The sequence below is a fragment of the Brevundimonas sp. AVps4 genome (genome assembly GCF_058681525.1).
Window position 1 is genome coordinate 123,405 of sequence record NZ_CM178741.1, and the last position, 23,005, is coordinate 146,409.

Here is a 23,005-nt window from a genome sequence, read left to right on the forward strand (position 1 = left end):
TCAAAACGCCGCACCCTCCCCCGGATGTCCCATGTCGCCTGAACTGAAGAAACGCCTGCCGCTGTTCGTCGCGGTCATCGTCGGCCTCGCCCTGATTGCGGGCGGGATCATCTGGTGGATGAACGGCCAGAGATGGGAGAGCACCGACAACGCCTTCGTCCAGGCCGACACCACCCTGGTCAGCCCCCAACTGGCCGGCCGCGTGACCGAGGTCCTGGTCGGCGACAACCAGCAGGTCGAGGCCGGTCAGGTCCTGGTCAAGCTGGACGACAGCGACCAGCGCGCCGAACTGATCCGCGCCGAAGCCAATCTTCAGGCGGCCATCGCCGCCGTCGGCAATGTCGACGCCCAGGCCGAGCAGGAGAAGGCGACCGTCGCCGCCCGCGCCGCCGCCGTAGCCCAGGCCCGCGCCCAGGCCGGCCTGGCCCGCGCCGAGGTCGACCGCTACGGCAAGCTGGCCCAGCAGGGCTGGGTCTCGCAGCAGCGGATCCAGACCGAACGGGCCACCGCCGTCACCGCCGACGCCGCCGTGGCCCAAGCCCAGGCCGCCCTGGTCGCCGAACAGCGCACCGCCGGGGTGCTGGGCTCAACCCGCGAACAGAGCGTCGCCGCCGTCGAACAGGCCCGCGCCCAGGTCGAAAAGGCCGGCATCGCCCTGGAACGCACGGTGATCCGCGCGCCTATCGCCGGCGTCGTCGGGGCCCGCAGCGTCCGCCCCGGCCAGTTCGTCAACGCCGGAACCCAGCTGCTGTCGATCGTGCCCCTGACCCGGACCTATATCGTCGCCAACTTCAAGGAGACCCAGCTGGACCGGATGCGGCTGGGCCAGACGGTCGAGATTTCCGCCGACGCCTTCCCCGGCCGCAAGATCGAAGGCCGGATCGACAGCTTCGCCCCCGCCACCGGTTCCGAGTTCGCCCTGATCCCGGTCGAGAACGCCACCGGCAACTTCACCAAGATCACCCAGCGCGTTCCCGTTCGGATCGTCGTCAGCGGCGCCGACCGGAACCTGGCCCTGCGCCCCGGTCTGTCGGTGGACGTCAAGGTCGATCTGAAGAGCCAGGGCGGCCCGAGCTTCGCCGAGGCCTCTCTGACGGCGCCCCGCCCGTGACCGCCGCAGACCCCGCCGCCTCCGGCGGGGCCCCTTCCGACGCCAGGGCCCCCGTCGCCGGCCATCCCGAGATCAACTGGACCATGCTGCTGCTCGGCTTCGCCGGCATGGTGGTGGGCCAGTTCATGGCCATCCTCGACATCCAGATCGTCGCCGCCTCCCTGCCCCAGATCCAGGCCGGGGTCGGCGCCTCGGCCGACGAGATCAGCTGGATCCAGACCGCCTATCTGATCCCCGAAGTCGTCATGATCCCCCTGTCCGGCTTCCTGTCACGGCTCTGGGGCACCCAGCGGCTGTTCCTCGCCTCCTGCGCCGGCTTCGTCCTGATGAGCGTGGCCACCGGCCTGTCGACGTCCATCGACATGATGATCCTGTTCCGGGCCATCCAGGGCTTCGTCGGCGGGGCCATGATCCCGACCGTCTTCGCCGTGGCCTTCACCGCCTTTCCGCCGGACAAGCGGGTCACGGCCAGCGTGGTCATGGGGCTGATCGTCACCCTGGCCCCCACCGTCGGCCCGACGCTCGGCGGCCATCTGACCGAATGGCTCAGCTGGCGCTGGCTGTTCTTCATCAATGTGGGGCCGGGCCTGCTGGTCCTCTTCCTGGTCGGACGGTATGGGAACTTCGACAAGGGCGACCCGTCCCTGGCCAAGGGGTTCGACTGGTGGGGCCTGGGCCTGATGGCCGCCTTCCTGATGTCGATGCAATATGTGCTCGAGGAGGGGGCCAAGAACGACTGGTTCGACGACACCCATATCCTGATGCTGACGGTCGTCGCCGCCGTGGCCGGGCCGATCTTCGTCTGGCGCTCCCTGACCTATCGCCAGCCGATCGTCGAGCTGCGCGCCTTCGGCAACCGCAACTTCCTGGTCGGCTTCGTCATGACCTTCACGGTCGGCTTCGCCCTGTTCGGCGGCACCTTCCTGTTGCCCCTCTTCCTGGGGCGGGTGCGGGAATATTCGTCATCGGAAGTGGGCACGACCATGGTCGTCTCGGGTCTTGCGATGTTCGCCACCGCCCCCTTCGCCGGGCGCCTGGTGCGCCGGATGGACGCGCGGATCCTGATGTTCGGCGGCTTCATGCTGTGCGCCTGGGGCATGTGGGAGGCGCGGATCGTCACCGACGACTGGGGCTTCTGGGAGTTCGCTTCGGTCCAGGCCTTCCGCGGGGTCGGCGTCATGCTGGCCATGATCGCCTCGCAGCAGGTGACCATGGCCACCCTGCCGCCGCACATGGTCAAGAACGCCTCGGGCCTGGTCAACCTGTCGCGCAATGTCGGCGGCGCCTTCGGCCTGGCGATCCTGAACACCGGCCTGACCACCAATACGGCCATCCATATGGGCGAACTGACCAGCGGCATCGCCCAGGGCGACCAGGCCATGCGCAATATGATGGCCGGCATGGCCCAGCGCTTCGCCGGCACCATCGACCCGGCCGCTTCGGCGATGAAGGCCGTCTATGGCATCCTGCAGAAACAGGCCACCACCATGGCCTTCGGCGACGCCTTCGCCTTGCTGGGCATCATGTGCGCCGGGGCCGCCTTCGTCACCCTGCTGGCCCAGCCGGTCAAGGCCCAGCCGGGCGCGCCCCCGTCGGACGCCCACTGATGGCGCGCCGCCGGGGCCAGGTCGACGAGAAGAAGAGCGAGGCCATACTGGAGGCAGCCGCCGCCCTGTTCGCCGAGAAGGGCCTGTCGGCTTCGATGGAGGAGATCGCCCGTCTCGCCGGGGTGTCGAAACAGACGGTCTACAACCGCTTCGCCTCCAAGCTGGAGATCGCCCGGGCCATGGCGAACCAGAAGGCCGAGGCGATCGTGGCCCCGCTGCGATCCAGCGGATCGCCCCTGGTCGTGCTCGAAGCCTTCGCCCAAGGCCTGCTGACCCTGGTCTGCCACCCGGACAAGGTCAGTTCGATGCGCGGCGTGGTGCTGCTGTCGGCCGATGCGCCCGAACTGGCCCAGACGGTCTATGAGGCCGGGCCGCGCCGCAGCCTGAGCCTGCTGTCGGCCTGGCTGGCCGAACAGACCCGCGCCGGTCGGCTGAACACGCCTAACCCCGACGAGGCGGCCGAGATGTTCACCGGCCTGGTCCTGGGTCACGCCCATCTGCGGTCTATGCTGAACGTGCCCCAGATCGACGATGAGCGCCGCGCCCATCGCGCCCGAGAAGCCGCGAGGATCTTCGTCACGGCCTATGCGCCGACGCTGGATCAAGCTAGGTGAGACGGTTGCGTAAAGGAGTTCGCCCATGCTGATCCACCTGTCGTCCTGGCTTGAGATCGACGCCCGCATCGCGTCGGACCAGCCCCTGTCCAAGACGGTCGTGGTTCCCATCGGCTCCAATGAGCAACACGGCCCGACAGGTCTGCTCGGCACCGACTGGCTGTGCCCCGAGATCATCGCCCATGAGGCCGAGCGCGCCGACGCCGCCCTGACGGTGGCGCCGACCTTCAACATCGGCATGGCCCAGCATCACCTGGCCTTCGCCGGCACCATCAGCTTGCGTCCCTCCACCTTCATGGCGGCCATCACCGACTGGGTCTCGTCGCTGAGCCGGCACGGGTTCGAGCGGATCTATTTCCTCAACGGCCACGGCGGAAACGTCGCCACCATCGAGGCGACCTTCTCGGAAATCTACGCCGAATGGAGCTTCATGGAGGAGGAGCCTCCGTTTGTTCTGAAGCTCAAGAATTGGTGGGACCTGCCGGGCGTCCAGGGCCTGTGCAACCAGATCTTCCCCACCGGCCACGGCATGCACGCCACCCCGTCCGAGATCGCCGTGACCCAGGCCGCCTATCCCGACCGGATCAAGACGGCCGACTACAGCCCCCAGATCGCGCCCAGCGGCCCGATCCGCGACGCCCTGGATTACCGCGCCCGCTTCCCCGACGGCCGCATCGGCTCCGACCCCGCCCAGGCCAGCCCCGAAAAGGGCCGCCGCATCATCGACCTGGCCGTCCCCGCCCTCTTGTCCGACGTCGCGGCCTTCGCGGCCGAGACGCGGCCCCAAGCCGTGTCGGGAGCCGGGTTCTGAGCCGCAGGGCCCGCGTCCCCGCGGCGGTCGCGCCGGCGGTGCTGGGCGCCGAACTGCTGAACGCCTCGGCCCAGGTGATCGCCGCCCGCACCGGGCGAATGGTTCAGGGGCTGACCGATCCGGCCGGACAGGATCTGGCCGAGCTGTCGCTGATGACGACCGAGAAGACCGAGGCCCTGGCCGCCGCCGCCGCCGCCCTGTCGGTTCGCGCGGGCGCCGTCGGCGAACGCCTGGGCCAGGCGGCCCTGGACGAGGGGGCACGGGCGATGCAGGCCGCGACCGAGATCGCCTGCGCCCTGACCCCCGCCGCGGCCGCCCAGGCCCAGTTCCGCTACGCCCTGGGCTGGTGGAGCCGCGCCGCCGGCCAGACCCTGACCCTGAGCGCCGAACTGACCCAGGCCCAGACCGCCGCCCTGACCCCCATCCACAAGACCGCCGTCGCCAACGCCAAACGGCTGAGGAAGCGCTGAAGCGGACGACTGTCTCCCCCCGCTCTTGCGGGGAGGGGGACCGCGAAGCGGTGGAGGGGTTCTGGACGCCGCAGAGGCCGGCCTTGCGATTTGGACGGGAGGCGGACCCGAAGGCCGCCTAAGCCGCGCCCGTCCCCTTCTCGCGATGAGGGCACCCCGGCCAGCAGCAGGGGCGGCGCTTGCCGTCGCTCAGGTTCTCGCGGCCCCAGTCGATCCGCTTCAGCCGGGTCTCGGTCTTCTTCGCCGACTCGACCCAGCAAATCCATTCGTTACGGGCCAGGGGCGTGATCGACATCCAGGTGGCGCAGGCGGCGACGTCACGGCTCACCGCCTCCGCCAGATCGGCGGGCAGGTCATGAACCACGCCTCCGGGCAGGCCTGTCGGATCAGCCATGCCGGGAGGGTCTCAGCCCCTGGCGTGCGACGCAAGCCGTTTCGCCGCCTCCCCGCCGTCAGGCGACCTCGACCACCTTCAGCCTGGGCTTCTTGGCCTTGCCGGGCTTGGCGGGGCGGACGGCCTTCTTGGCGGCCTTTTCGGCCTTCTTGGCTTCCTTCTCGGCCAGTTTCGCGGCCTTCTTGGCGGCCTTGGCCTCAGCCTTAGCGGCGTCGGGGGCGGCGTCGGCGGCGGCGGCCAGCTCGGCCAGCTGGTTCAGGAAGATTTCGCGCTGGCCCTTGGGCAGCAGGGCCATGATCCGTTTGTCGGCGGTCTCGACCAGGGGACGGGCGGCCTCCAGTCGGGCGGCGCCCTCCGGCGACAGGCGAACCGCCTTGGCGCGGGCATCCAGGGTCGAGCGTTCGCGCTCCAGGAGGCCCTTGGCGGTCATCCGCGTGACCAGATCCGCCAGGGTCGAACGGTCGATGCCGGTCATCCGAACCAGTTCGGTCTGGGTCAGGCCGGCCTTCAGCGAGGCGGCCTCAAGCACGGCGAACTGGCGCTGGGTCAGGCCGTCGGGGCCCATTTCCTCGGAATAGATGTCCAGCGCCAACTGCAAGGCCCGGTGCATCAGATGGCTGGGCGAGGTTCCAAGCGGCCCGACCTTCCGCGCCGCCTTGCCAGACTTGACCATATCGACCGTCCCCCGAGTGTCTTTCGTCCGCATGCGTATCAGCGGGGCTTTACGATTTGACGCGAGAAGTATGTCGGTTACGCGACATTTTGTCTGTAAGCTCCCGTCATTCCGCCATCAGAGGCCGGGATCGGGCGAGATCGGACCCGGCTCTTCGTCCTTGATCATATTCTTCATGATCAGCGGCACCTGGGACAGGCCGAACAGGGAGGCGGCGATCCACAGAACGCCCCGGAAACTGGTCCAGACGTCGTTGGGATTGGGCGTCTCACGCCCCAGAGCATGCCAGACGGCCGTGACGGCCTCAGGGCTGCGGAACACCTCGTTCAACAGGGCGACGGCCAGGAAATAGAGGCCGTAGCGCAGGGTCAGGGTGCGCCAGGCGGCGTCATTGACCCGGAGGGCCGAGCCCAGCAGGGCCTTGAACGGATATTTCTTCAGCGGGATGGAGCCCAGCAGCACCACGGCCAGAAGCCCGTTCTGAACCGTCAGCTTCAGCTTCACATAGAGGTCGTCGTGGGTGAACAGGGTCAGCATGCCGAACACCAGGGCGAACAGGCCGGTGATCAGCGGCAGGGGCGCGAAGCGCCGCTCCACCGCATAGCCGACGACCAGGGCCAGGGCCGAGGCGCCGACCAGGACCCAGGTCGCGAAGATCATGTCGCGGGTGGTGAAATAGCTGATCATGAAGGCGGCGAGCGCCCCGAAATCGACCAGCTGGCGGATCCACTGGCGGTTCTTGCTCTCGGGCGCAGGCGCGGGGGCGTCGGTCATCTCAGTCCTCCAGCCCCACCAGGGAGCGCGAAAAGGCGCGGGCGTCGAAGGGTTGCAGATCCTCCACCCCCTCGCCCACGCCGATCAGCATCAGGGGGGCGTCGGACGCCTGGGCCACGGGCACCAGCACCCCGCCCCGCGCCGTGCCGTCCAGCTTGGTCATCACCACCCCGGTGACGAAGGCGGTGCGGCCGAAGATCTGTTCCTGGGCCAGGGCGTTACGGCCCACGGTGGCGTCCAGCACCAGAAGGGTGTCATGCGGGGCGTCCGGATCGACCTTCTTCAGCACCCGCACGATCTTCAGCAGTTCGTCCATCAGGGCCGACTTGTTCTGCAGCCGCCCGGCCGTGTCGATCAGGACCACGTCGAACCCCTCGGCCCGCGCCCGGGTATAGGCGTCAAAGGCCAGGCCCGCCGCATCGGCCCCGTCGCGGCGGCTCTCGAAATGGGCGCCGGCCCGCTCGGCCCAGACCTTCAGCTGTTCGCGGGCCGCGGCGCGGAAGGTGTCGCCGGCGACGATCATCACCTTGGCGCCCTTGGCCGTCAGATCGGCGGCGATCTTGCCCAGGGTCGTGGTCTTGCCCGAGCCGTTCACCCCGACGAACAGGACCACATAGGGTTTGGGGCCGGACAGGGGATCGAAGGTCGCCTGACGCGGCGCCAGTTCGGCGGCGACCGCCTCGGCCAGGGCCTCCTTGACCTCGCGTTCGGGGGCGTCCTTGCCGAACTTCAGGGAACGGAACCGCTCGACGATGCGGGCGGCGGCGGCGGGGCCCAGGTCGCTTTCCAGCAGATGCTCTTCCAGCTGCTCCAGCGAAGCCTCGGACAGGGGCTCCTTGACGAAGGCGGAGACGACCTGGTCGGTCATCTGTTTGGAGGAGCGGGAGAGCCCTTGCGACAGGCGCTGGAACCAGCCCTTTTTCGGCGTATCGGTCATGACAGGGCTTTAGCTCCCGCAAGCCCCGGCGTCACCCGCATTCGCGACGTCGGTCGATCCGCCGCCTTGCCGAAGGGGCGGGCTTTGGAAAAACAGTGTCCGAACTGTCCGATGTGTCCGGTCGGGCGGACCGCCCCTCTTCCATCGGCGGGAGAGGCAGGCCGGCGTTCGGCGCAGCCGAACCGGGGTCGGAGAGGGCAGGCGCGGGAAGGTCGGCGACGCGGCCTCGGCGCGCGAAGAACAGTGTCCGATGTGTCCGATGTGTCCGATGTGTCCGATTGCATCTCCCCTCCGTCGCTATTCCCATTATGCGCCGGTGTGGCGGGGCGAAGGGTCGATTGGCTCCAGCAGCTGCAACCGATTGATATTGCAGAGGCGACGTCGCTTCGGACCTGGGGACCTCCCGCAGCCGGCTTGCGCCGCGCCGCGAGGAATAAATATACGAAACGTATTCGAATCATATCAGGACCACCCCATGGGCATCGTCAATATCGAGGATGAGCTGCACGAACAGCTGCGGCGGGCCAGCAAGGCCTCCTATCGGTCGATCAACGCCCAGGCCGCCTTCTGGATCAGGCTGGGCATGTTGTGCGAAACCCATCCGGGGATGAGCTTTCAGGAACTGATGGCGCGCGAGCTGCGGGCGGCAGGGGTGGAGACGCCGAACCTGTCGGGCGCGGCGGCATGACCAAGACCCCGGCCGAGATCGCCCTGATGGCCGAGGCGGGGCGGCGGCTGGCCCAGGTCTTCACCCATCTGGACGGCCTGCCCCTGGAGGGGATGAGCACCCTGGAGATCAACGACCGGGTCGAGGCCTTCATCGTCGATGAGCTGAAGGCGCGGCCGGCCAGCAAGGGTCAGTACGGCTACGGCTTCGTGCTGAACAGTTCGCGAAACGCCGTGGTCTGCCACGGCGTGCCCTCGGCGGACGAGGTGCTGAAGGACGGGGACATCGTCAATCTGGACATAACGCTTGAGAAGGACGGCTTCATCGCCGATTCGTCCAAGACCTATCTGATCGGCTCGGTCGGACCCCAGGCGCGCAGGCTGGTGCGCACCACCTATGAGGCCCTGTGGAAGGGGATCAGGGCCGTGCGGCCCGGCGCCCGGCTGGGCGACATCGGCTTCGCCATCGAACGCCACGCCAAGACGGCCGGCTATTCGGTCGTGCGCGACTACTGCGGCCACGGCATCGGGCGCGAGATGCATGAAGAGCCCCAGGTGCTGCATTTCGGCCGGGCCGGGACCGGCCTGCCCCTGAAGGAAGGCATGGTCTTCACCATAGAGCCGATGCTGAACCAGGGCGTGCGCACCGTGCGGACCGAGGACGACGGCTGGACGGTGACGACGGCCGACGGCAAGCTGTCGGCCCAGTTCGAACATACGGTGGCGGTGACGGCGGACGGGGTGCGGGTGCTGACCCTGAGGCCGGACGAGGCGCGGTGAAGCCGTCTGAAATCCTCCCCCTCTGGGGGGAGGTGGATCGACGCGAAGCGGCGAGACGGAGGGGGCGTGAAGCGTCTGGCAGCGGTGCGGCGTCGCCCCCTCCACCGCCTACGGCGGTCCCCCTCCCCCAAGGGGGGGGGGGGGGGGGGGGAGGAATGGGGCCGCCGAACCATTCCCGCCGTACGTCATTCCCCGCTATAGAGGTTCGGCCGGCGCGGGCCGGGTGATGCGGACGATGCGATGACCGAGAGCCACCCCTTTTTCTCGCCCAAGACCCACGGCTTCGTGCGGGTGGCGGCGGCGACGCCGGTCAGCCATGTGGGCGATCCGGTCGCGAACGCTCAGGCGCATCTGGCCCTGATCCGGCAGGCGGCGGACCAGGGTGTGGACCTGATGGTGTTTCCGGAGCTGTCGCTGTCCGCCTATGCGATCGACGACCTGCACATGCAGGCGGCCCTGCTGGACGAGGTGGAGCGGCAGGTCGCGGTCCTGGCCCAGGCGACCGGGGGGGCGACGGCCGAGCATGAGCTGATCGCCGTGGTCGGGGCGCCGCTGCGGCAGGGGGACGCCCTGTTCAACTGCGCCGTCGTGATGGGCGGGGGCGAGGTGCTGGCCGTGGTGCCCAAGACCTATCTGCCTAATTATCGCGAATATTATGAAAAGCGCTGGTTCGCCCCGGCGACAGCCCGGACTGAGGACGTGATCCGGCTGAACGGGGAGACGGTGGATTTCGCGCCGGGCCTGATCTTCGAGGCGGTGAACCGGCCGGGCTTCGTCTTTGCGGTCGAGATCTGCGAGGACTATTGGGCGCCGCTGCCCCCCTCGACCCGCGCCGCCCTTGCGGGGGCGCGCATCCTGCTGAACCTGTCGGCCTCCAACATCGTCATCGGCAAGGCGGACGAGCGCGCCATGCTGAGCGCCAGCCATTCGGCCCGGACCCTGTCGGCCTATGTCTTCGCCGCCTCGGGCTGGGGCGAATCGACCACCGACCTGGCCTGGGACGGTCAGGCGACCATCCACGAACTGGGAACGAAGCTGGCCGAGGGCGAACGGTTCGCCCTGGAGAACCATCTGACGATCGCCGATATCGACGTGGACCGGATCGGCCTGGACCGGCTGAGAAACGGCACCTTCGCCGACTGCGCCCGCAACGAGGGGGAGGCCGCGACGGTCGTGCCCTTCATGGCGCGCGAGGACGTGGTGGAGAGCGAGTTGATCCGGCCGCTGGACCGCTTCCCCTTCGTGCCGGACGAGGCCGGACGGCTGGACCAGGACTGCTACGAAGCCTTCAACATCCAGGTTCAGGGCCTGATGCGCCGAATGGCGGCGACCAAGGGCGAACGTCTGGTGATCGGCGTCTCGGGCGGGCTGGATTCGACCCAGGCCCTGCTGGTCGCCTGCCGCGCCTTCGACCGGCTGAACCTGCCGCGAACCAATATTCTCGGCTTCACCATGCCGGGTTTCGCCACCTCGGACGGGACCAAGTCCAATGCCTGGGCCCTGATGAAGGCGCTTGGGGTCACGGGAGCCGAGATCGACATCCGCCCGGCCGCCGAACAGATGTTCAAGGACATCGGCCACCCCTATGCGGCGGGCGAACCGGTGCATGACATCACCTTCGAGAATGTGCAGGCGGGCTTGAGGACCGACTATCTGTTCCGCCTGGCCAACCAGAACCGGGCCTTTGTGCTGGGGACCGGCGACCTGTCGGAACTTGCCCTGGGCTGGGCCACCTATGGCGTCGGCGACCATATGAGCCACTATAATGTCAACGGCGGGGTGGCGAAGACCCTGATCCGCCATCTGATCCGCTGGGTCGCGGACCGCGAACTGGTCGGCGCCGAGGCGAGCCCGACGCTGCACGCCATTCTGAACACCGAGATCTCGCCCGAACTGGTTCCGGCCAAGGACGGGGCGATTCAGTCGACCGAGGGGACGGTCGGCCCCTATGCGCTGAACGACTTCTTCCTGTTCTACATCAGCCGCTTCGGCATGGCGCCGTCCAAGGTCGCCTTCCTGGCGCACCAGGCCTGGAGCGACGCCGGCGCCGGACAGTGGCCGGTCAACACCCCCGACGATGAAAAGGTCGAATACGACCTGGCGACCATCAAGGCCTGGCTGCGGAAATTCCTGATCCGCTTCTTCCAGACCGCCCAGTTCAAACGCTCGGTCCTGCCCAACGGCCCCAAGGTGGTGACCGGCGGCTCCCTGTCGCCGCGCGGCGACTGGCGCGCCCCGTCGGACGGCAATGCGCGGGTCTGGCTGGACGAGCTGGACGCGAACGTGCCGGATTAACTGTTTCCTCCCCGCTTTGCGGGGAGGTGGCTCGGAGCATAGCGGAGAGACGGAGGGGCTCTTTACGCCTCCAGTTCTCTGTTCTTCTCGCGGACCAAACCCCTCCGTCACGGCGCTGAAGAAGCGCCGCGCCACCTCCCCACGATGTGGGGAGGAGACACTGTTCAATAGCCGTATCTTTAGCGTGGATATTTGGCGATCCCCTCGCTAGAAGCTTCGCCATGACCGAAGACGTGACCAAAGACTCGAACGGCAACATCCTGGCCGACGGCGACAACGTGACCCTGATCAAGGATCTGAAGGTCAAGGGCTCGGGCGGGGTGACGCTGAAGCGCGGCGCCCTGGTCAAGAACATCCGCCTGACCGGCGACCCCGACGAGATTGAGGCCAATGTCGAAAAGGTGCGCGGCCTGGTCCTGCGCACCGAGTTCGTGAAGAAGGCTTAAGGCCCCTCTTCCCAAACGGAACCTCAGCCGCCATCTAGCGGCCATGACCGACACCCTCGACGCCCCCGTCTCGACCGCCGCCCCCCAGGGTTCGGGCGGCAAGATCCCCGTCACCGTCCTGACCGGCTATCTGGGCGCGGGCAAGACCACCCTCTTGAACCGCATCCTGACCGAGGATCACGGCAAGCGTTACGCCGTCATCGTCAATGAATTCGGCGAGATCGGCATCGACAATGATCTGGTGGTCGGCGCTGACGAGGACGTGTTCGAGATGAACAACGGCTGCGTCTGCTGCACGGTGCGCGGCGACCTGATCCGGGTGGTCTCGGGCCTGATGAAGCGCCAGCGTCCCGGCAAGCCGGCCTTCGACGCCATCATCGTCGAGACCACGGGCCTGGCCGACCCCGGCCCGGTGGCCCAGACCTTCTTCGTCGACGAGGACGTCAAGGCCAAGACCCAGCTGGACAGCGTCACCACCCTGGTCGACGCCAAGCACGTGATGGCGCGGCTGGACGACTCCAAGGAGGCGCGCGAACAGGTGGCCTTCGCCGACCGGATCATCCTGAACAAGGTCGATCTGGCGACCCCGGAAGAGATGGAGGCGGTCGAGGCCCGTCTGCGGGCGCTGAACCCCCTGGCGCCCATCGTCCGGGCCGAACGGTCGAACGTGCCGCTGGATCAGGTGCTGGGCCTGGGCGCCTTCGACCTGGACCGGATCCTGGAGGTCAAGCCGGACTTCGTGAACCCGCCGCACGGCGCCGAGGGCCATGTGCATGACGAACACTGCGGCCATGACCACCATCATCATGACCATGACCATGACCATGATCATCATGATCATGACCACAGCCACGGGGCGCGCGGTCACGCCCACCAGGACGACATCAAGGGGATTTCCCTGTCGCTGGACCGGCCGCTGGACGGCGCGAAGTTCACCGCCTGGCTGGACCGTCTGCTGGGCGAACAGGGTCAGAACATCCTGCGCGCCAAGGGCATCATCGACCTGAAGGGCGAAGACCGCCGCCTGGTCTTCCAGGCCGTCCATATGATCCTGGAGGGCGACCTGCAGCGCGAATGGGGCGAGAACGAACGCCGCTGGAGCCGCGCCGTCTTCATCGGCCGCGATCTGGACGAGGCGGAGCTGAAGGCCGGGTTCGAGGCCTGCGCGGCCTGAACCGTCCGGCGGGCTTGCGTCGCCCGCGCGCCCCATGCCAACTGGCCGTTGTTTGGGGGCGGGACCGTTGGAACAGCACAGTCAGCCGGATCTGACGATCGACCTGGGTTCGGGCGTGCGCGCCCTCGCCTCGGCCGATCCGGATTCGTCGATCCTGACCCGCTTCTTCGAAGGCTATGACCGGGCCTTCGTCCTGCCGGACGAGCGCGAGGATTTGGCGGGTTTTCGCAAATGCCTGGCCCTGAACCGGACGCATCGCCGGGCGTTCGGCCGCACCCACTGCGAACTGGTTGCGGTGCTGGAGGACGAAGGCGGCGCGCGTCTGGGCGGGATCAACTTCCTGGCCACCGCCGTCAACCGGGCCTCGGCGCCGGACATCGCGGTCGCATTGAACTATGTCTATGTCGAGGAGGCGGCGCGGGGGCGCGGCCTGCTGCGCCTGGCGCTTTCGGCGGTGCGCCGACTGGCGACCCAGGCCCTGGACGCCGGTCCGAACGCCCAGACCGCCGTCTTCATCGAACAGAACGACCCCTTGCGCCTGACGCCCGAGGAGGCCGCCGCCGACACCCTGCGTTCGGGCCTGGATCAGGTCGATCGACTGGCGATCTGGGCGCGGATGGGAGCCGAGGTGGTGGACTTTCCCTATGTCCAGCCGGCCCTGTCGGCGGATCAGGACGATGAGGACGGGCTGATCTACGCCGCCGTCGACTATCCGGGCGAGGCGGTGGATGCGGGTCTGCTGCACGACCATCTGGAGAGCTTCTTCAGGATTTCGGTGCTGAAGGGCGAGGCCGGACCGCCGGGCGGAGCGGCCGAGCGCCAGATCGCCGACCTGGCCGCGCGCCGGGAGCCGGCGGCCCTGTTGCCGATGACCCCGGCCCTGGCGCGGCTGCGGTCCGGCCGGGGGACGGGGTTCGACAGTTTCCGGGACTTGGCGAGGGAGGCCGCAGGTCGATGACGGTGCGAGGCGAGCGGCCGGAGACGGACGACTATGAACAGGCGCGCTCGGGCGCCCTGTATTGGACCCTGTCGCTCTATATCGGGCCGGATCGGGTGGCCGAGGCCCTGAATCTGGCGCCCGGAGAGCGGATCGAGCCGCCCGTCTTTCGCCGGACCCAGAGGAACCATCTGCCGTCCCTCGCCCTGGGCCACGCCATCGACCCCCTGATGAACGACATCGCCGATCGCGAAATCCGGGGCGAGTTGCAGGAGTTCCTGCTGTCCACGGCGGACGATGCGGGAATCAAGAACCTGGACGAGGCTGCGCTGGCCATCCGAAGCCATGAAGACCTGATCTTCAGCCTGCCCAAGTCCGTCTCCTGGACCACCGAGGGGGTGCGGTTTCACGCCCATCCGCCCGGAATGGACGATGACCGGCTGGTGCGGCTGCGCCGGTTCTGGCTGTCCCACAACGACGGCTCCCTGAGCTACCACCTCAGCTTCAGCCACTATTACGGCGGCGGCTATGTGGATGCGGAGGGTCGCCGGCGCTCGGGCTACGACCCCTCGACCTATTATTTCCTGTCCCTGCTGCAGAAGCTGGCCGCGCCCAAGGAATATGTGCTGGACCCGCAGCGCCTGAAGCCTGCCGAGGCCGATCCCCACCCCTTCCTGGACGTCTTCAGCGAGACCAAGCTGGACATCGGTCCTTTGGACGACATCAGGGTAAGGCGAGCGACCGGCCCTGAGGGCCAGGCCCCGACCCAGGCTGAGCCCCAGCGGTTCTGGCCGTTCGTCAGGACGGTGTTCGAGCGCGACGCCGTCCGCCTGTTCCCCCGTCTGGCGGCGGAACTCGATCCCTCCAAGCCGCCCAGGCCCGGTTTCGAAACCCGTCTGCTGGAACTGGCGCCCGTCATGGAGACGCCGGGGCTGAAGGCGCCCAAGTCGCGCTTCATGTTCATGCTGCACGACGAACGCTTCTTCGACCGGCTGATGCCGGTGGACGAGGCGACGAAGATCCCGGCGCCGCGCAAGCGGATGGTGCAGCCGCTCTGTTACGACCCGTATCAGGACCGCATCCGCGCCCTGACCAAGCCCGTGAACGGCCGACCGCCCAAGGCGGTGCATCTGGGCGCCCCGCCCGCAGGGACCAAGGCCGGCGAAAGGGCTGATCCTGAGTTCTGGAACTGGGTCGAGCGCCGGGCGGACTATGAGGCCGCCTTGGAAGACGGGGTCTTCGTGCGTCGCAATCCGACGCCGGACCCGGCGCGCGGCGACGAAGGCCGGTGGCTGCCGATCTCGGACAGGGCGACGCCGCAGGCGCGGATGGCGGATTTCGTCGAGGCGATGCGGACCGGCCAGGCCGTCCAGATCAAGGCTTTTCGCAAGCCGAACGAAGCCGAGGCGCGCCCCCGGCTGGAGACGCCGATCGAGCATCACCTTCCCGCTTTCGAAATCGCGCGGGCGGACTGTCTGGACTATCTGTTCCTGGCGGGATTCAACCAGAACATCATAGACTTCATGAACCAGGATACCTCGGAGATCCTGGACAGCATCGACCCCATCTATCCCGACAGTTCCGAACAGAGCGACGAGCGGTTCTTCGTCCGCTACGCCAACCACCGGGCCATGATCACCTATGTGCCCAAGAGCCGCAGCCTGGAGATCGGCAACGACTATATCGGCGCCTGCCCCTACGCCTTCCTGATCCACGCCCTGGCCCTGCACAACGAGTTCCTGGCGCGGGAGCATGAGCAGAAGACCATGGCCCGGATCGATCGGATCGAGGCCCTGGTGGACGAGCGCGCGCCCGCCGACGATCCCCGCATCCGCGCCCTGGCGGATCGAGAGCCGCTGGACGGCGAGGACCGGCTGAGCCAGGCCGAGTTCGCCATCAACCAGGCCAAGCTGGCCGAGTTCGCCCAGTACGAAAGGTTCAGACACGCCAATCCCTTCCGTTACGACACCGAGCGGGACGTGTTCAAAAAGCTGGAGGAGCTGCGGGGCGTCAGCCGCAAGAACAAGGCCCTGTCCCTGGCGATCCAGAGCCTGGAGGACCACGCCAGCGACCTGGCCCGCCGCCAGCAGAAGAAGGCCGATATGGCGCAGAAGGCGGCCGACGACGAGGCCGCTGAACGCGGTCAGCTTCTGAACCTTCTTCTGGGAATGACCGGCGTCTTCGGCGCGGGCCAGATGTTCTACTGGATCGGCGAAAAGACAGCGGGCGGCGAAGACAGGCAGGTCGGCAAGGCGCGCGAACTGTTCGGACTGTTGCCGAAGCGGGTCGAGACCGGGGATTGGATTCTATCGGCGACCGAAGTGCTGATGACCCTGGCGCTGGCGCTCTTCATCGCACAGGGGGTCCGGGTGTTCCTGGCTCACGGCCGTCGCAGGAAAGCCGGGCGAAAGGGCGGGGAATAAAACATCCGGCAGGTGAGACGGCCGACCCTCAGCAGGGTCGGCCGCTCGTCTCAGTCCGCGCTCAGCGCCGGGCCTTCTTGCGCTGGCCCGCCTTGCCCTTGGGTCGCGACAGGCGCACGACCTTGCGGGCGTTCTCTTCCGCCGTGGTGCGCACGGTGGGGATGGAACGCGGGGCCAGGCCGTAGAGGGAGGCCATGGGGGCGTCCTCGACCGCAGCGATCTCATGCTCGCCATAGCCGTTGAAGCCGGTCGTCATGGCCACCCCATAGGCGCCCAGCATGCCGATCTCGATGAAGTCGCCTTCACGGATGTCGGCCGGCAGCCAGAAGGGGCCGGGCATATGGTCGATCGAATCGCAGGTCGGGCCGTAGAACTGGAAGGCCTTCAGCTCGCCCGACGCCTCGCCGTCCCGGACCAGCTTGGTCGGGAAGGGCCAGCGCGAGTGGGTGGCGTCGAACAGGGAGCCGTAGGAGCCGTCGTTCAGATACAGGGCGTCGCCCTTGCGCAGATCGACGCGGGCCAGGATCGACGAGGATTCGGCGACCAGGGCCCGGCCGGGCTCGCACCACAGTTCGGTGGTTTCCGACACCGGCATTTCGTTGAAGCCGCGATGGATGGCGTCGGCGTATTCGCTCATGTCCGGCGGGACCATGCCCGGATAAACCGAGGGGAAGCCGCCGCCGACATCGACGATGTCCACGATCACGCCCGCGCGGCTGATCGACCGGCCGACCTGGGCCATGGCGGCCTGATAGGCGGTCGGGCGCATGCATTGGCTGCCGACATGGAAGCTGACGCCCATCAGCCCGTTCTTGACCGCCTGGCGCGTGGCCAGGAGCAGGGCCGGGGCCTGATCGACCGGCACGCCGAACTTGCCCGACAGGGTGTAGGCGGCCCCGTCGGCCGAGACGGCCATGCGCACGATCAGATTCAGGTCGTCGGCGCCGCCGGTGGCGTCGAGGATCTTGTTCAACTCGTCCACGCAGTCGAGCGAGAAGGTCCGCACGCCGTGGTCGAAATAGGCCTTGGTGATGGCCGAGCGGCTCTTGACCGGGTGCATGAAGGCCAGGCGCGCGTCGGGGCTGACCGAACGGACCAGTTCGATCTCGGCGAGAGAGGCGACGTCGAAGCTGCGAACGCCGGATTCAACCAGGGTCTGGATGACCCAGGCGGACGGGTTCGCCTTCACCGCATAGAAGACGTCGGCTTTCAGATTATCCTGGAACCAGCGCGCCGCTACGGAAACCGAGCGCGGCCGCACGAGGGCGACGGGACGCTCAGGGGACCGCTCACGGACCAGGTCCAGGGGAAGTTGGTACGTGCGCAATTCACGTAACCCCCTGCTAATTGTTAAACCCAGACCGGCGTTAGCGGCGCAGCATCAGACCTACGGGGTCCGCCGGAAGGCGCGATATGGGGGCATTGGACTGTCATGTAAAGGGGTTTTTTCGTGACAGGGCCTGGGTTCGAGGCCGAATCGACTGTCACAATTCTCTTTGACGGCGGTCAGCTTGACGGCGGTCAGGCAACCGCAGCGGTTCTGCGCCGTTGCCTCGGCTGGAGGGCGCAATGAATCGGTGGCTGTTCCTGTGGCGCAAATGGACGCGCCAACTGTGGGTCAAGGCGACCGCCTACGCCGGGGTGGGGGTGGCCGCCGCCCTGCTGGCTGCGGCCCTGGCCCCCTGGGTGCCCAAAGACATGGCCGAACGACTGGGCGGCGAGTCGGTCGAATCCATCCTGACCATCTTGGCCTCCAGCCTGCTGGGCGTGGCGACCTTCTCCGTCGGCGCCATGGTGACGGCCTATACGTCGGTCTCCACAGCCGCCAGCCCCCGCGTCGCCGCCCTGGTGACCTCCGACGACGAGACCCAGAAGGCTCTGGCCACCTTCGTCGGCGCCTTCCTCTACGCCATCGTCTCGGTGACGGCGATCAACGCCCATTATTACGGCCAGAACGGGCGGGCCATTCTGTTCCTGGTCAGCCTGGCCATGGTCGGGCTGGTGGCCTTTCGGCTGCTGGCCTGGATCAACCGTCTGTCCAGCCTGGCGCGGGTCGGCCATACGATCGACCTGGTGGAGGCGCGCGCGCTGAAGGCCCTGGAAACGCGGCGCGACGCCCCCTTCTTCGGCGGCCGGGAGGGCCGGCTGACCACGGGCGCCGAGATCGTCGCCCCCTGCACCGGCTACGTCCAGAACGTCGATCCCTCTCGGCTTCAGGCCATGGCCGAGGCGCGCGACTGTCAGGTGGAGATCGTCGCCCCTCCCGGCGCCTTCGTACGACGCGGCGCGGTGCTGGCGCGCATCAGCCTGGCGGCCTGCGACGAAGAGGCCCAGGCCGATTTCCGTTCGGCCTTCGCCCTGGGGGATTCGCGCTCCTTCGACCAGGATCCGCGGTTCGGACTGATCGTCCTGGGCGAGATCGCCGCCAAGGCCCTGTCGCCCGGCGTCAACGACCCCGGCACGGCCATTCAGGTGATCGGGACGGGGGTGCGGCTGCTGGACGTCTGGGTTCAGACGCCCGAAGACGACCGGCCCAGGCCGCCGCGCTGCGACCGACTGCTGGGGCCGGCGGTCACGGCCGACGACCTGCTGGAAGACCTGTTCGGTCCGATCGCCCGTTATGGGGCGGGCGATCTGGCCGTGGCCATGCGGCTGCAGAAGGGTCTGGCGGCGCTGGCGGCCACGCCGCGGCTGGCCGAGCCGGTCGCCGTCCTGGCCCAGGCGGCCGTGGAGCGATCGCGCGCCGCCCTGCCCATCGAGGCAGACATCCGACGGCTGGAAGCGGTCGCCCTGGCGCGCTGACAGGGCCGCTGCGACACCAGGCTGCAACGACGCAGGGACGACGGGGTCTGGACGAGATTGCGCCGGACGTGCGATTAAGACTTGCCCAAACGCCCCGGTCGCGTCATGCGGCGCCCGTTCGCCACAGCCTTCCCAGCGAGTTCATGAGTTCATCCACAGCCGCCGCCCCAGGCCTGGTCCTGGCGCGTGACGTGTCGAAGACCTTCGGATCGCGAAAGGCGCTGGACGGCGTCTCGATCTCCGTCGCCTCGGGCGAGATGGTGGCCCTGATCGGTCCGTCGGGATCGGGCAAGTCCACGCTTCTGCGCTCCATCACCGGCCTTCAGTCCATAGACCCCGGCAAGGGGACGATCAGCGTCTTCGGCGAGACGGTGCAGAAGGACGGCCGCGTCACCGGCGCCGTGCGCCAGGCGCGCGCGCGGCTGGGCATGATCTTCCAGCAATTCAACCTGGTCGGCCGACTGACCCTGTTCTCCAACGTCATGCTGGGGGCGCTGGGCCGCCTGCCGACTTGGCAGGGCCTCTTGGGCCTGTGGCCCCAGGCCGACAAGGACCGGGCCATGGCCGCCCTGCACCGCGTCGGGGTCAGCGACTACGCCGGCCAGCGCGCCAACACCCTGTCGGGCGGTCAGCAGCAGCGCGGCGCCATCGCCCGCGCCATCGTCCAGGGCGCCAAGGCCATCCTGGCCGACGAGCCGGTCGCCTCGCTGGACCCGGTGTCGGCCCGCAAGGTGATGGAGCTGCTGGTCGAGCTGAACCGGCGCGACGGCATGGGGGTGATCGTCACCCTGCACCAGGTCGACTACGCCATCCGCTACTGCGACCGCGTCATTGCGTTGCAGGGCGGCAAGATCGTCTATGACGGTCCCGCCACGGGCCTGGACCACCAGCGCCTCATCGACATCTACGGTCCCGAATTCGAGGACGCGTTCTGGGAGACCAAGGCATGAGCCTGTCCCGCACATCTCTTTCCCGTCGTCTGTTCGCGGCGGCCGGCGCTGCGGTCCTGCTGCTGGGCGTCGCCTCGTGCGGCGGCGGCGAGGACAAGAAGGCGTCCGGCGCCATGCCGTCGGAACTGACCTTCTCCATCCTGTCGGCCGAAGGCCAGGCCTCGTCCGGCCCGCTGTGGCAGCCCCTGCTGGACGACATGTCCAAGGCGATCGGCGTTCCGGTGAAGCCCTTCTTCGCCGGCAACTACAACGTCCTGATCGAGGCCATGCGCTTCAACCAGACCCAGGTGGCCTGGTTCTCGGCCAAGCCGGCCCTGGAGGCCGTGGACCGCGCCCAGGGCGAGGTCATCGCCCGGATCGTCGATCCGGAAGGCCGCGACAGCTACACCTCGACCCTGATCGTGCGTAAGGGTTCGGGCATTACGCTGGACAAGGTTCTGGCCTGCGGCAAGCAGTACGACTTCGGCATCGGCGACGCCCAGTCGACCTCGGGCACCCTGGCGCCCCTGACCTTCCTGTTCAATCCGCGCGGCATCGTGCCGAACCAGTGTTTCAAGACCGTGCGCTCGGCCAGCCACCAGGCCAACGCCTTCGCCGTGGCGACGGGCGTGGTCGACGTCGCCACCTCCAACTCGGTCAACACCGTCTTCATGCGCCGCGAGAACCCGCAGCTGGCGTCGCAGATCGAGGACATCTGGGTCTCTCCGCCGATCCCGGAATCGGGCATCGTCATCCGCGAAGACCTGGACCCGGTGCTGAAGGAGAAGCTGCGCAGCTTCTTCCTGACCTACGGCCAGGGCCAGGGGCCTGAAGCCGACCGTCAACGTCAGGTGCTGGCGGGGCTGAACTATTCGATGTTCCGCGCCGCCGACGATTCCTATCTGGACCCGGTGCGGGAAATGGTCGCCGACCAGAAGCTGGCCGAGGCCAAGGCCAAGAACGACCAGGCCGCCGTGGCCGCCGCCGAACGCGAACTGGCCGCCCTGCGCGCCAAGCGCGAGGTCCAGCCTTGACCGACGCCGCCGCCGAGATTGCCGCCGCCGACAAGGCCGCCCGCGGCGGCCTGGCCCCGGACGCCGTTCCCGCCGCGCCGAAGAAGCCCCTGTCCTCAACCCTGTTCGACCTGATGCTGTGGGGCGGTCTGGCGATCATCCTGATCGCCAGCTTCGGCAAGGTGGACATGCAGAACATCGGCCGGCTCTTCTCGGGCTCGTCGAACATCTCGACCTATGGGGCGGATCTGCTGCGGCCCGACTGGGGCGCCATCTTTCCGCCCGGGGACTTCTGGACCGCCTTCACCCATGTCTTCACCCAGCCGACCGCCAGCCTGGCGGGTCAGATGTGGCTGACGGTGCAGATCGCCCTGTGGGGCACCTTCCTGGCCGTCTTCCTGGCCCTGCCGCTCAGCCTGATGGCGTCACGCAACATCGCGCCCGGCTGGATGGTCTTCATCGTGCGCCGGGTCATGGACCTGCTGCGCTCGATCCCCGACCTGGTGATCGCCACCCTGTTCATCGTCGCCGTCGGCCTGGGCCCGCTGGCGGGGGTGCTGGCGCTTGCGCTGAACACCGGCGGCGTCCTGGCCAAGCTGTTTTCCGAAGCGGTCGAGTCGATCGACAAGGGGCCCGTCGAGGGGGTGCGCGCCACCGGCGCCGGCAAGCTGCATGAGATCGTCTGGGGCGTCTTCCCCCAGGTGGCGCCCCTGTGGACCTCCTTCGCCCTGTACCGGTTCGAATCCAACAGCCGGGCGGCCACGGTGCTGGGCCTGATCGGCGCGGGCGGCATCGGCCAGACCCTGTTCGAAAGCATCCAGGCCTTCGACTACAGCCGCGTCGCCGCCATCGCCATCGTCATCGTGGTCGCCGTGACCCTGATCGACACCCTGTCCCAGGTGATGCGCAAGCGCCTGCTCTAAGGCCCCGACCTCGCGCTCATTGCCGGAAAAACCTTCACAATCCTCTGGTCTAACCGTCGCCAAACCGATGCTCAGGGAGAGCGCACGATGATCCGCACACTGAAACTGACGACGGCGGCCGCCGCCCTTCTGGCCCTGGCGGCCTGCGGCGACGGCGGAACCGGCGGCGGCGCCTCCAGCGCCCGCTCCGGCATCTGGGCGGCCGGCTCCTCGACCGTCTTCCCCTTCGCCACCCGCGTGGCTGAGAACTTCGCCCGCACCTCCGGCGGCGCCGCGCCCCGCGTTGAATCCCTGGGCACCGGCGGCGGCATTCAGGCCTTCTGCCAGGGCGTCGGTCCGACCACGCCCGACATCGCCAACGCCTCGCGCCCGATGAAGGCGTCCGAGTTCGACCTGTGCCAGAAGAACGGCGTGACCGACATCGTCGAACTGAAGATCGGCTTCGACGGTATCGTCATCGCCACCGCCCGCAACGGAAACAGCTTCAACTTCGAACTGAACGACCTGTATGAAGGCCTGGCCAAGGAAGTGCCGGGCGCCGACGGTCAGTTCGTCGTCAACCCGGCCAAGACTTGGAACGAGGTCAACAAGGGCCTGCCGAACCAGCGCATCCAGGTCTATGGCCCGCCGCCCACCTCCGGCACGCGCGACGCCTTCCTGGAGCTGGGCATGACCCCCGGCGCCAAGCTGGTTCCTGCGACCGCCGCCGTGGAAAAGGCCGACAAGAACCGGTTCGAAGCCCTGGCCCACACCCTGCGTGAAGACGGCGCCTGGATCGACTCGGGCGAGAACGACAACGCCATCGTCCAGACCCTGAGCCGCACCCCCGGATCGCTGGGCGTGTTCGGCTATTCCTTCCTGGAACAGAACCTGGACACGGTGAAGCCCGAGACCATCGACGGCGTCACGCCCAATGCCGAAACCATCGCCAGCGGGGAATATCCGCTGTCGCGCAGCCTCTACATCTATGTGAAGAAGGCCCACATCGGCGTCATCCCCGGCCTGCAGCAATTCGTACAGGAGTTCCTGTCGGAAGGCGCCGCGGGCAAGGGCGGCTATCTGGCCGACCGCGGCCTGATCCCGCTGCCGGAAGACCAGCTTCAGGCCCAGCGCGCTGCGGCTACGGCCCTGACCCCGATGCAGCGTCCCGCCGGCTGAGGCGGAACCGACCGCCGTCCCGCCCCTTCTTTCGCCGGCCCGCACCGGCTAAGAGGGGCGGGATAGCT

General features: G+C 68.0%; 22 protein-coding genes. 17 read left to right on the forward strand and 5 right to left on the reverse strand.

The window, feature by feature from the left end; translation table 11 throughout:
* The first annotated feature begins 31 nt into the window (after positions 1-31).
* The 5 genes from ACW178_RS00600 to ACW178_RS00620 are packed head-to-tail and all read left to right on the forward strand — an operon-like array spanning position 32 to position 4,613.
* Positions 32-1,111, forward strand: coding sequence for an HlyD family secretion protein (locus tag ACW178_RS00600; protein ID WP_492024764.1), 1,080 nt, complete (start codon positions 32-34; stop codon positions 1,109-1,111).
* A complete protein-coding gene (locus tag ACW178_RS00605; RefSeq protein WP_492024765.1) occupies positions 1,108-2,718 on the forward strand; it encodes a DHA2 family efflux MFS transporter permease subunit in 1,611 nt (536 codons plus the stop codon). The genes ACW178_RS00600 and ACW178_RS00605 overlap by 4 nt, the downstream gene beginning before the upstream one ends.
* Entirely contained in the window at positions 2,718-3,332 is a 615-nt protein-coding gene (locus ACW178_RS00610; protein ID WP_054764025.1) for a TetR/AcrR family transcriptional regulator, read from the forward strand. The genes ACW178_RS00605 and ACW178_RS00610 overlap by 1 nt, the downstream gene beginning before the upstream one ends.
* Positions 3,333-3,357: 25 nt before the next feature.
* Complete coding sequence (locus tag ACW178_RS00615; protein ID WP_191558868.1) at positions 3,358-4,143, forward strand: creatininase family protein; 786 nt, start codon at positions 3,358-3,360, stop codon at positions 4,141-4,143.
* A 38-nt stretch (positions 4,144-4,181) separates the two neighbouring features.
* Positions 4,182-4,613, forward strand: a complete 432-nt coding sequence (locus ACW178_RS00620) for a phasin (RefSeq protein WP_224764409.1) — start codon at positions 4,182-4,184, stop codon at positions 4,611-4,613.
* Between the two features lie 118 nt (positions 4,614-4,731).
* Here ACW178_RS00620 and ACW178_RS00625 read toward each other — a convergent pair whose 3' ends face one another.
* The 4 genes from ACW178_RS00625 to ftsY form a co-directional block, all read right to left on the reverse strand.
* Positions 4,732-5,007 (reverse strand): YdeI/OmpD-associated family protein, encoded by a 276-nt coding sequence (locus ACW178_RS00625; protein WP_287106495.1) that lies wholly within the window; start codon positions 5,005-5,007, stop codon positions 4,732-4,734.
* 58 nt (positions 5,008-5,065) lie between these two features.
* Positions 5,066-5,680: a MarR family winged helix-turn-helix transcriptional regulator gene (locus ACW178_RS00630; RefSeq protein WP_228185208.1), complete on the reverse strand. Its 615-nt coding sequence runs from the start codon at positions 5,678-5,680 to the stop codon at positions 5,066-5,068.
* A gap of 117 nt (positions 5,681-5,797) precedes the next feature.
* The gene (locus tag ACW178_RS00635; RefSeq protein ID WP_287106493.1) at positions 5,798-6,454 is read right to left on the reverse strand and encodes an inner membrane-spanning protein YciB; all 657 of its coding nucleotides are present in this window, start codon (positions 6,452-6,454) and stop codon (positions 5,798-5,800) included.
* A gap of 1 nt (position 6,455) precedes the next feature.
* On the reverse strand, positions 6,456-7,391 hold the full coding sequence (gene ftsY / locus ACW178_RS00640; protein ID WP_152948961.1) for a signal recognition particle-docking protein FtsY: 936 nt from the start codon (positions 7,389-7,391) through the stop codon (positions 6,456-6,458).
* Between the two features lie 475 nt (positions 7,392-7,866).
* Here ftsY and ACW178_RS00645 point away from each other — a divergent pair, with 475 nt between their 5' ends.
* The 7 genes from ACW178_RS00645 (at position 7,867) to ACW178_RS00675 (ending at position 16,112) form a co-directional block, all read left to right on the forward strand.
* Complete coding sequence (locus ACW178_RS00645) at positions 7,867-8,079, forward strand: ParD-like family protein (protein WP_007443174.1); 213 nt, start codon at positions 7,867-7,869, stop codon at positions 8,077-8,079.
* The gene (map, locus tag ACW178_RS00650; protein ID WP_191558867.1) at positions 8,076-8,837 is read left to right on the forward strand and encodes a type I methionyl aminopeptidase; all 762 of its coding nucleotides are present in this window, start codon (positions 8,076-8,078) and stop codon (positions 8,835-8,837) included. The genes ACW178_RS00645 and map overlap by 4 nt, the downstream gene beginning before the upstream one ends.
* Positions 8,838-9,077: 240 nt before the next feature.
* Complete coding sequence (locus ACW178_RS00655) at positions 9,078-11,132, forward strand: NAD(+) synthase (protein ID WP_492024766.1); 2,055 nt, start codon at positions 9,078-9,080, stop codon at positions 11,130-11,132.
* 221 nt (positions 11,133-11,353) lie between these two features.
* The gene (locus ACW178_RS00660) at positions 11,354-11,578 is read left to right on the forward strand and encodes an alkylphosphonate utilization protein (protein WP_054764032.1); all 225 of its coding nucleotides are present in this window, start codon (positions 11,354-11,356) and stop codon (positions 11,576-11,578) included.
* Between the two features lie 43 nt (positions 11,579-11,621).
* Entirely contained in the window at positions 11,622-12,752 is a 1,131-nt protein-coding gene (locus ACW178_RS00665) for a CobW family GTP-binding protein (protein WP_182714035.1), read from the forward strand.
* A gap of 67 nt (positions 12,753-12,819) precedes the next feature.
* The gene (locus tag ACW178_RS00670; RefSeq protein ID WP_183218336.1) at positions 12,820-13,710 is read left to right on the forward strand and encodes a hypothetical protein; all 891 of its coding nucleotides are present in this window, start codon (positions 12,820-12,822) and stop codon (positions 13,708-13,710) included.
* Complete coding sequence (locus ACW178_RS00675; RefSeq protein WP_492024767.1) at positions 13,707-16,112, forward strand: hypothetical protein; 2,406 nt, start codon at positions 13,707-13,709, stop codon at positions 16,110-16,112. The genes ACW178_RS00670 and ACW178_RS00675 overlap by 4 nt, the downstream gene beginning before the upstream one ends.
* Before the next feature lie 61 nt (positions 16,113-16,173).
* Here ACW178_RS00675 and ACW178_RS00680 read toward each other — a convergent pair whose 3' ends face one another.
* Positions 16,174-17,439 carry a type III PLP-dependent enzyme gene (locus ACW178_RS00680; RefSeq protein ID WP_152948968.1) on the reverse strand — a complete coding sequence of 422 codons (1,266 nt, stop codon included), beginning with the start codon at positions 17,437-17,439 and terminating at the stop codon, positions 16,174-16,176.
* Positions 17,440-17,681: 242 nt separating this feature from the next.
* Here ACW178_RS00680 and ACW178_RS00685 point away from each other — a divergent pair, with 242 nt between their 5' ends.
* The 5 genes from ACW178_RS00685 (at position 17,682) to ACW178_RS00705 (ending at position 22,937) form a co-directional block, all read left to right on the forward strand.
* Complete coding sequence (locus ACW178_RS00685) at positions 17,682-18,914, forward strand: DUF2254 domain-containing protein (protein ID WP_191554602.1); 1,233 nt, start codon at positions 17,682-17,684, stop codon at positions 18,912-18,914.
* Between the two features lie 143 nt (positions 18,915-19,057).
* Entirely contained in the window at positions 19,058-19,864 is an 807-nt protein-coding gene (gene phnC, locus ACW178_RS00690; RefSeq protein ID WP_152948970.1) for a phosphonate ABC transporter ATP-binding protein, read from the forward strand.
* On the forward strand, positions 19,861-20,877 hold the full coding sequence (gene phnD / locus ACW178_RS00695; RefSeq protein WP_054764039.1) for a phosphate/phosphite/phosphonate ABC transporter substrate-binding protein: 1,017 nt from the start codon (positions 19,861-19,863) through the stop codon (positions 20,875-20,877). The genes phnC and phnD overlap by 4 nt, the downstream gene beginning before the upstream one ends.
* Positions 20,874-21,779 (forward strand): phosphonate ABC transporter, permease protein PhnE, encoded by a 906-nt coding sequence (gene phnE / locus ACW178_RS00700; protein ID WP_370513365.1) that lies wholly within the window; start codon positions 20,874-20,876, stop codon positions 21,777-21,779. Before phnD ends, phnE begins: the two co-directional genes overlap by 4 nt.
* Positions 21,780-21,866: 87 nt before the next feature.
* On the forward strand, positions 21,867-22,937 hold the full coding sequence (locus ACW178_RS00705) for a substrate-binding domain-containing protein (protein WP_191554603.1): 1,071 nt from the start codon (positions 21,867-21,869) through the stop codon (positions 22,935-22,937).
* Positions 22,938-23,005: the final 68 nt, after the last annotated feature.

Bases quoted from the DNA above. Each gene is read 5' to 3' on its own strand.
- ACW178_RS00600 (WP_492024764.1), top strand. From the start codon at position 32: ATGTCGCCTGAACTGAAGAAACGCCTGCCGCTGTTCGTCGCGGTCATC.
- ACW178_RS00610 (WP_054764025.1), top strand. From the start codon at position 2,718: ATGGCGCGCCGCCGGGGCCAGGTCGACGAGAAGAAGAGCGAGGCCATA.
- ACW178_RS00615 (WP_191558868.1), top strand. From the start codon at position 3,358: ATGCTGATCCACCTGTCGTCCTGGCTTGAGATCGACGCCCGCATCGCG.
- ACW178_RS00625 (WP_287106495.1), bottom strand. From the start codon at position 5,007: ATGGCTGATCCGACAGGCCTGCCCGGAGGCGTGGTTCATGACCTGCCC.
- ACW178_RS00630 (WP_228185208.1), bottom strand. From the start codon at position 5,680: ATGGTCAAGTCTGGCAAGGCGGCGCGGAAGGTCGGGCCGCTTGGAACC.
- ACW178_RS00635 (WP_287106493.1), bottom strand. From the start codon at position 6,454: ATGACCGACGCCCCCGCGCCTGCGCCCGAGAGCAAGAACCGCCAGTGG.
- ftsY (WP_152948961.1), bottom strand. From the start codon at position 7,391: ATGACCGATACGCCGAAAAAGGGCTGGTTCCAGCGCCTGTCGCAAGGG.
- ACW178_RS00645 (WP_007443174.1), top strand. From the start codon at position 7,867: ATGGGCATCGTCAATATCGAGGATGAGCTGCACGAACAGCTGCGGCGG.
- map (WP_191558867.1), top strand. From the start codon at position 8,076: ATGACCAAGACCCCGGCCGAGATCGCCCTGATGGCCGAGGCGGGGCGG.
- ACW178_RS00655 (WP_492024766.1), top strand. From the start codon at position 9,078: ATGACCGAGAGCCACCCCTTTTTCTCGCCCAAGACCCACGGCTTCGTG.
- ACW178_RS00660 (WP_054764032.1), top strand. From the start codon at position 11,354: ATGACCGAAGACGTGACCAAAGACTCGAACGGCAACATCCTGGCCGAC.
- ACW178_RS00665 (WP_182714035.1), top strand. From the start codon at position 11,622: ATGACCGACACCCTCGACGCCCCCGTCTCGACCGCCGCCCCCCAGGGT.
- ACW178_RS00675 (WP_492024767.1), top strand. From the start codon at position 13,707: ATGACGGTGCGAGGCGAGCGGCCGGAGACGGACGACTATGAACAGGCG.
- ACW178_RS00685 (WP_191554602.1), top strand. From the start codon at position 17,682: ATGAATCGGTGGCTGTTCCTGTGGCGCAAATGGACGCGCCAACTGTGG.
- phnC (WP_152948970.1), top strand. From the start codon at position 19,058: ATGAGTTCATCCACAGCCGCCGCCCCAGGCCTGGTCCTGGCGCGTGAC.
- phnD (WP_054764039.1), top strand. From the start codon at position 19,861: ATGAGCCTGTCCCGCACATCTCTTTCCCGTCGTCTGTTCGCGGCGGCC.
- ACW178_RS00705 (WP_191554603.1), top strand. From the start codon at position 21,867: ATGATCCGCACACTGAAACTGACGACGGCGGCCGCCGCCCTTCTGGCC.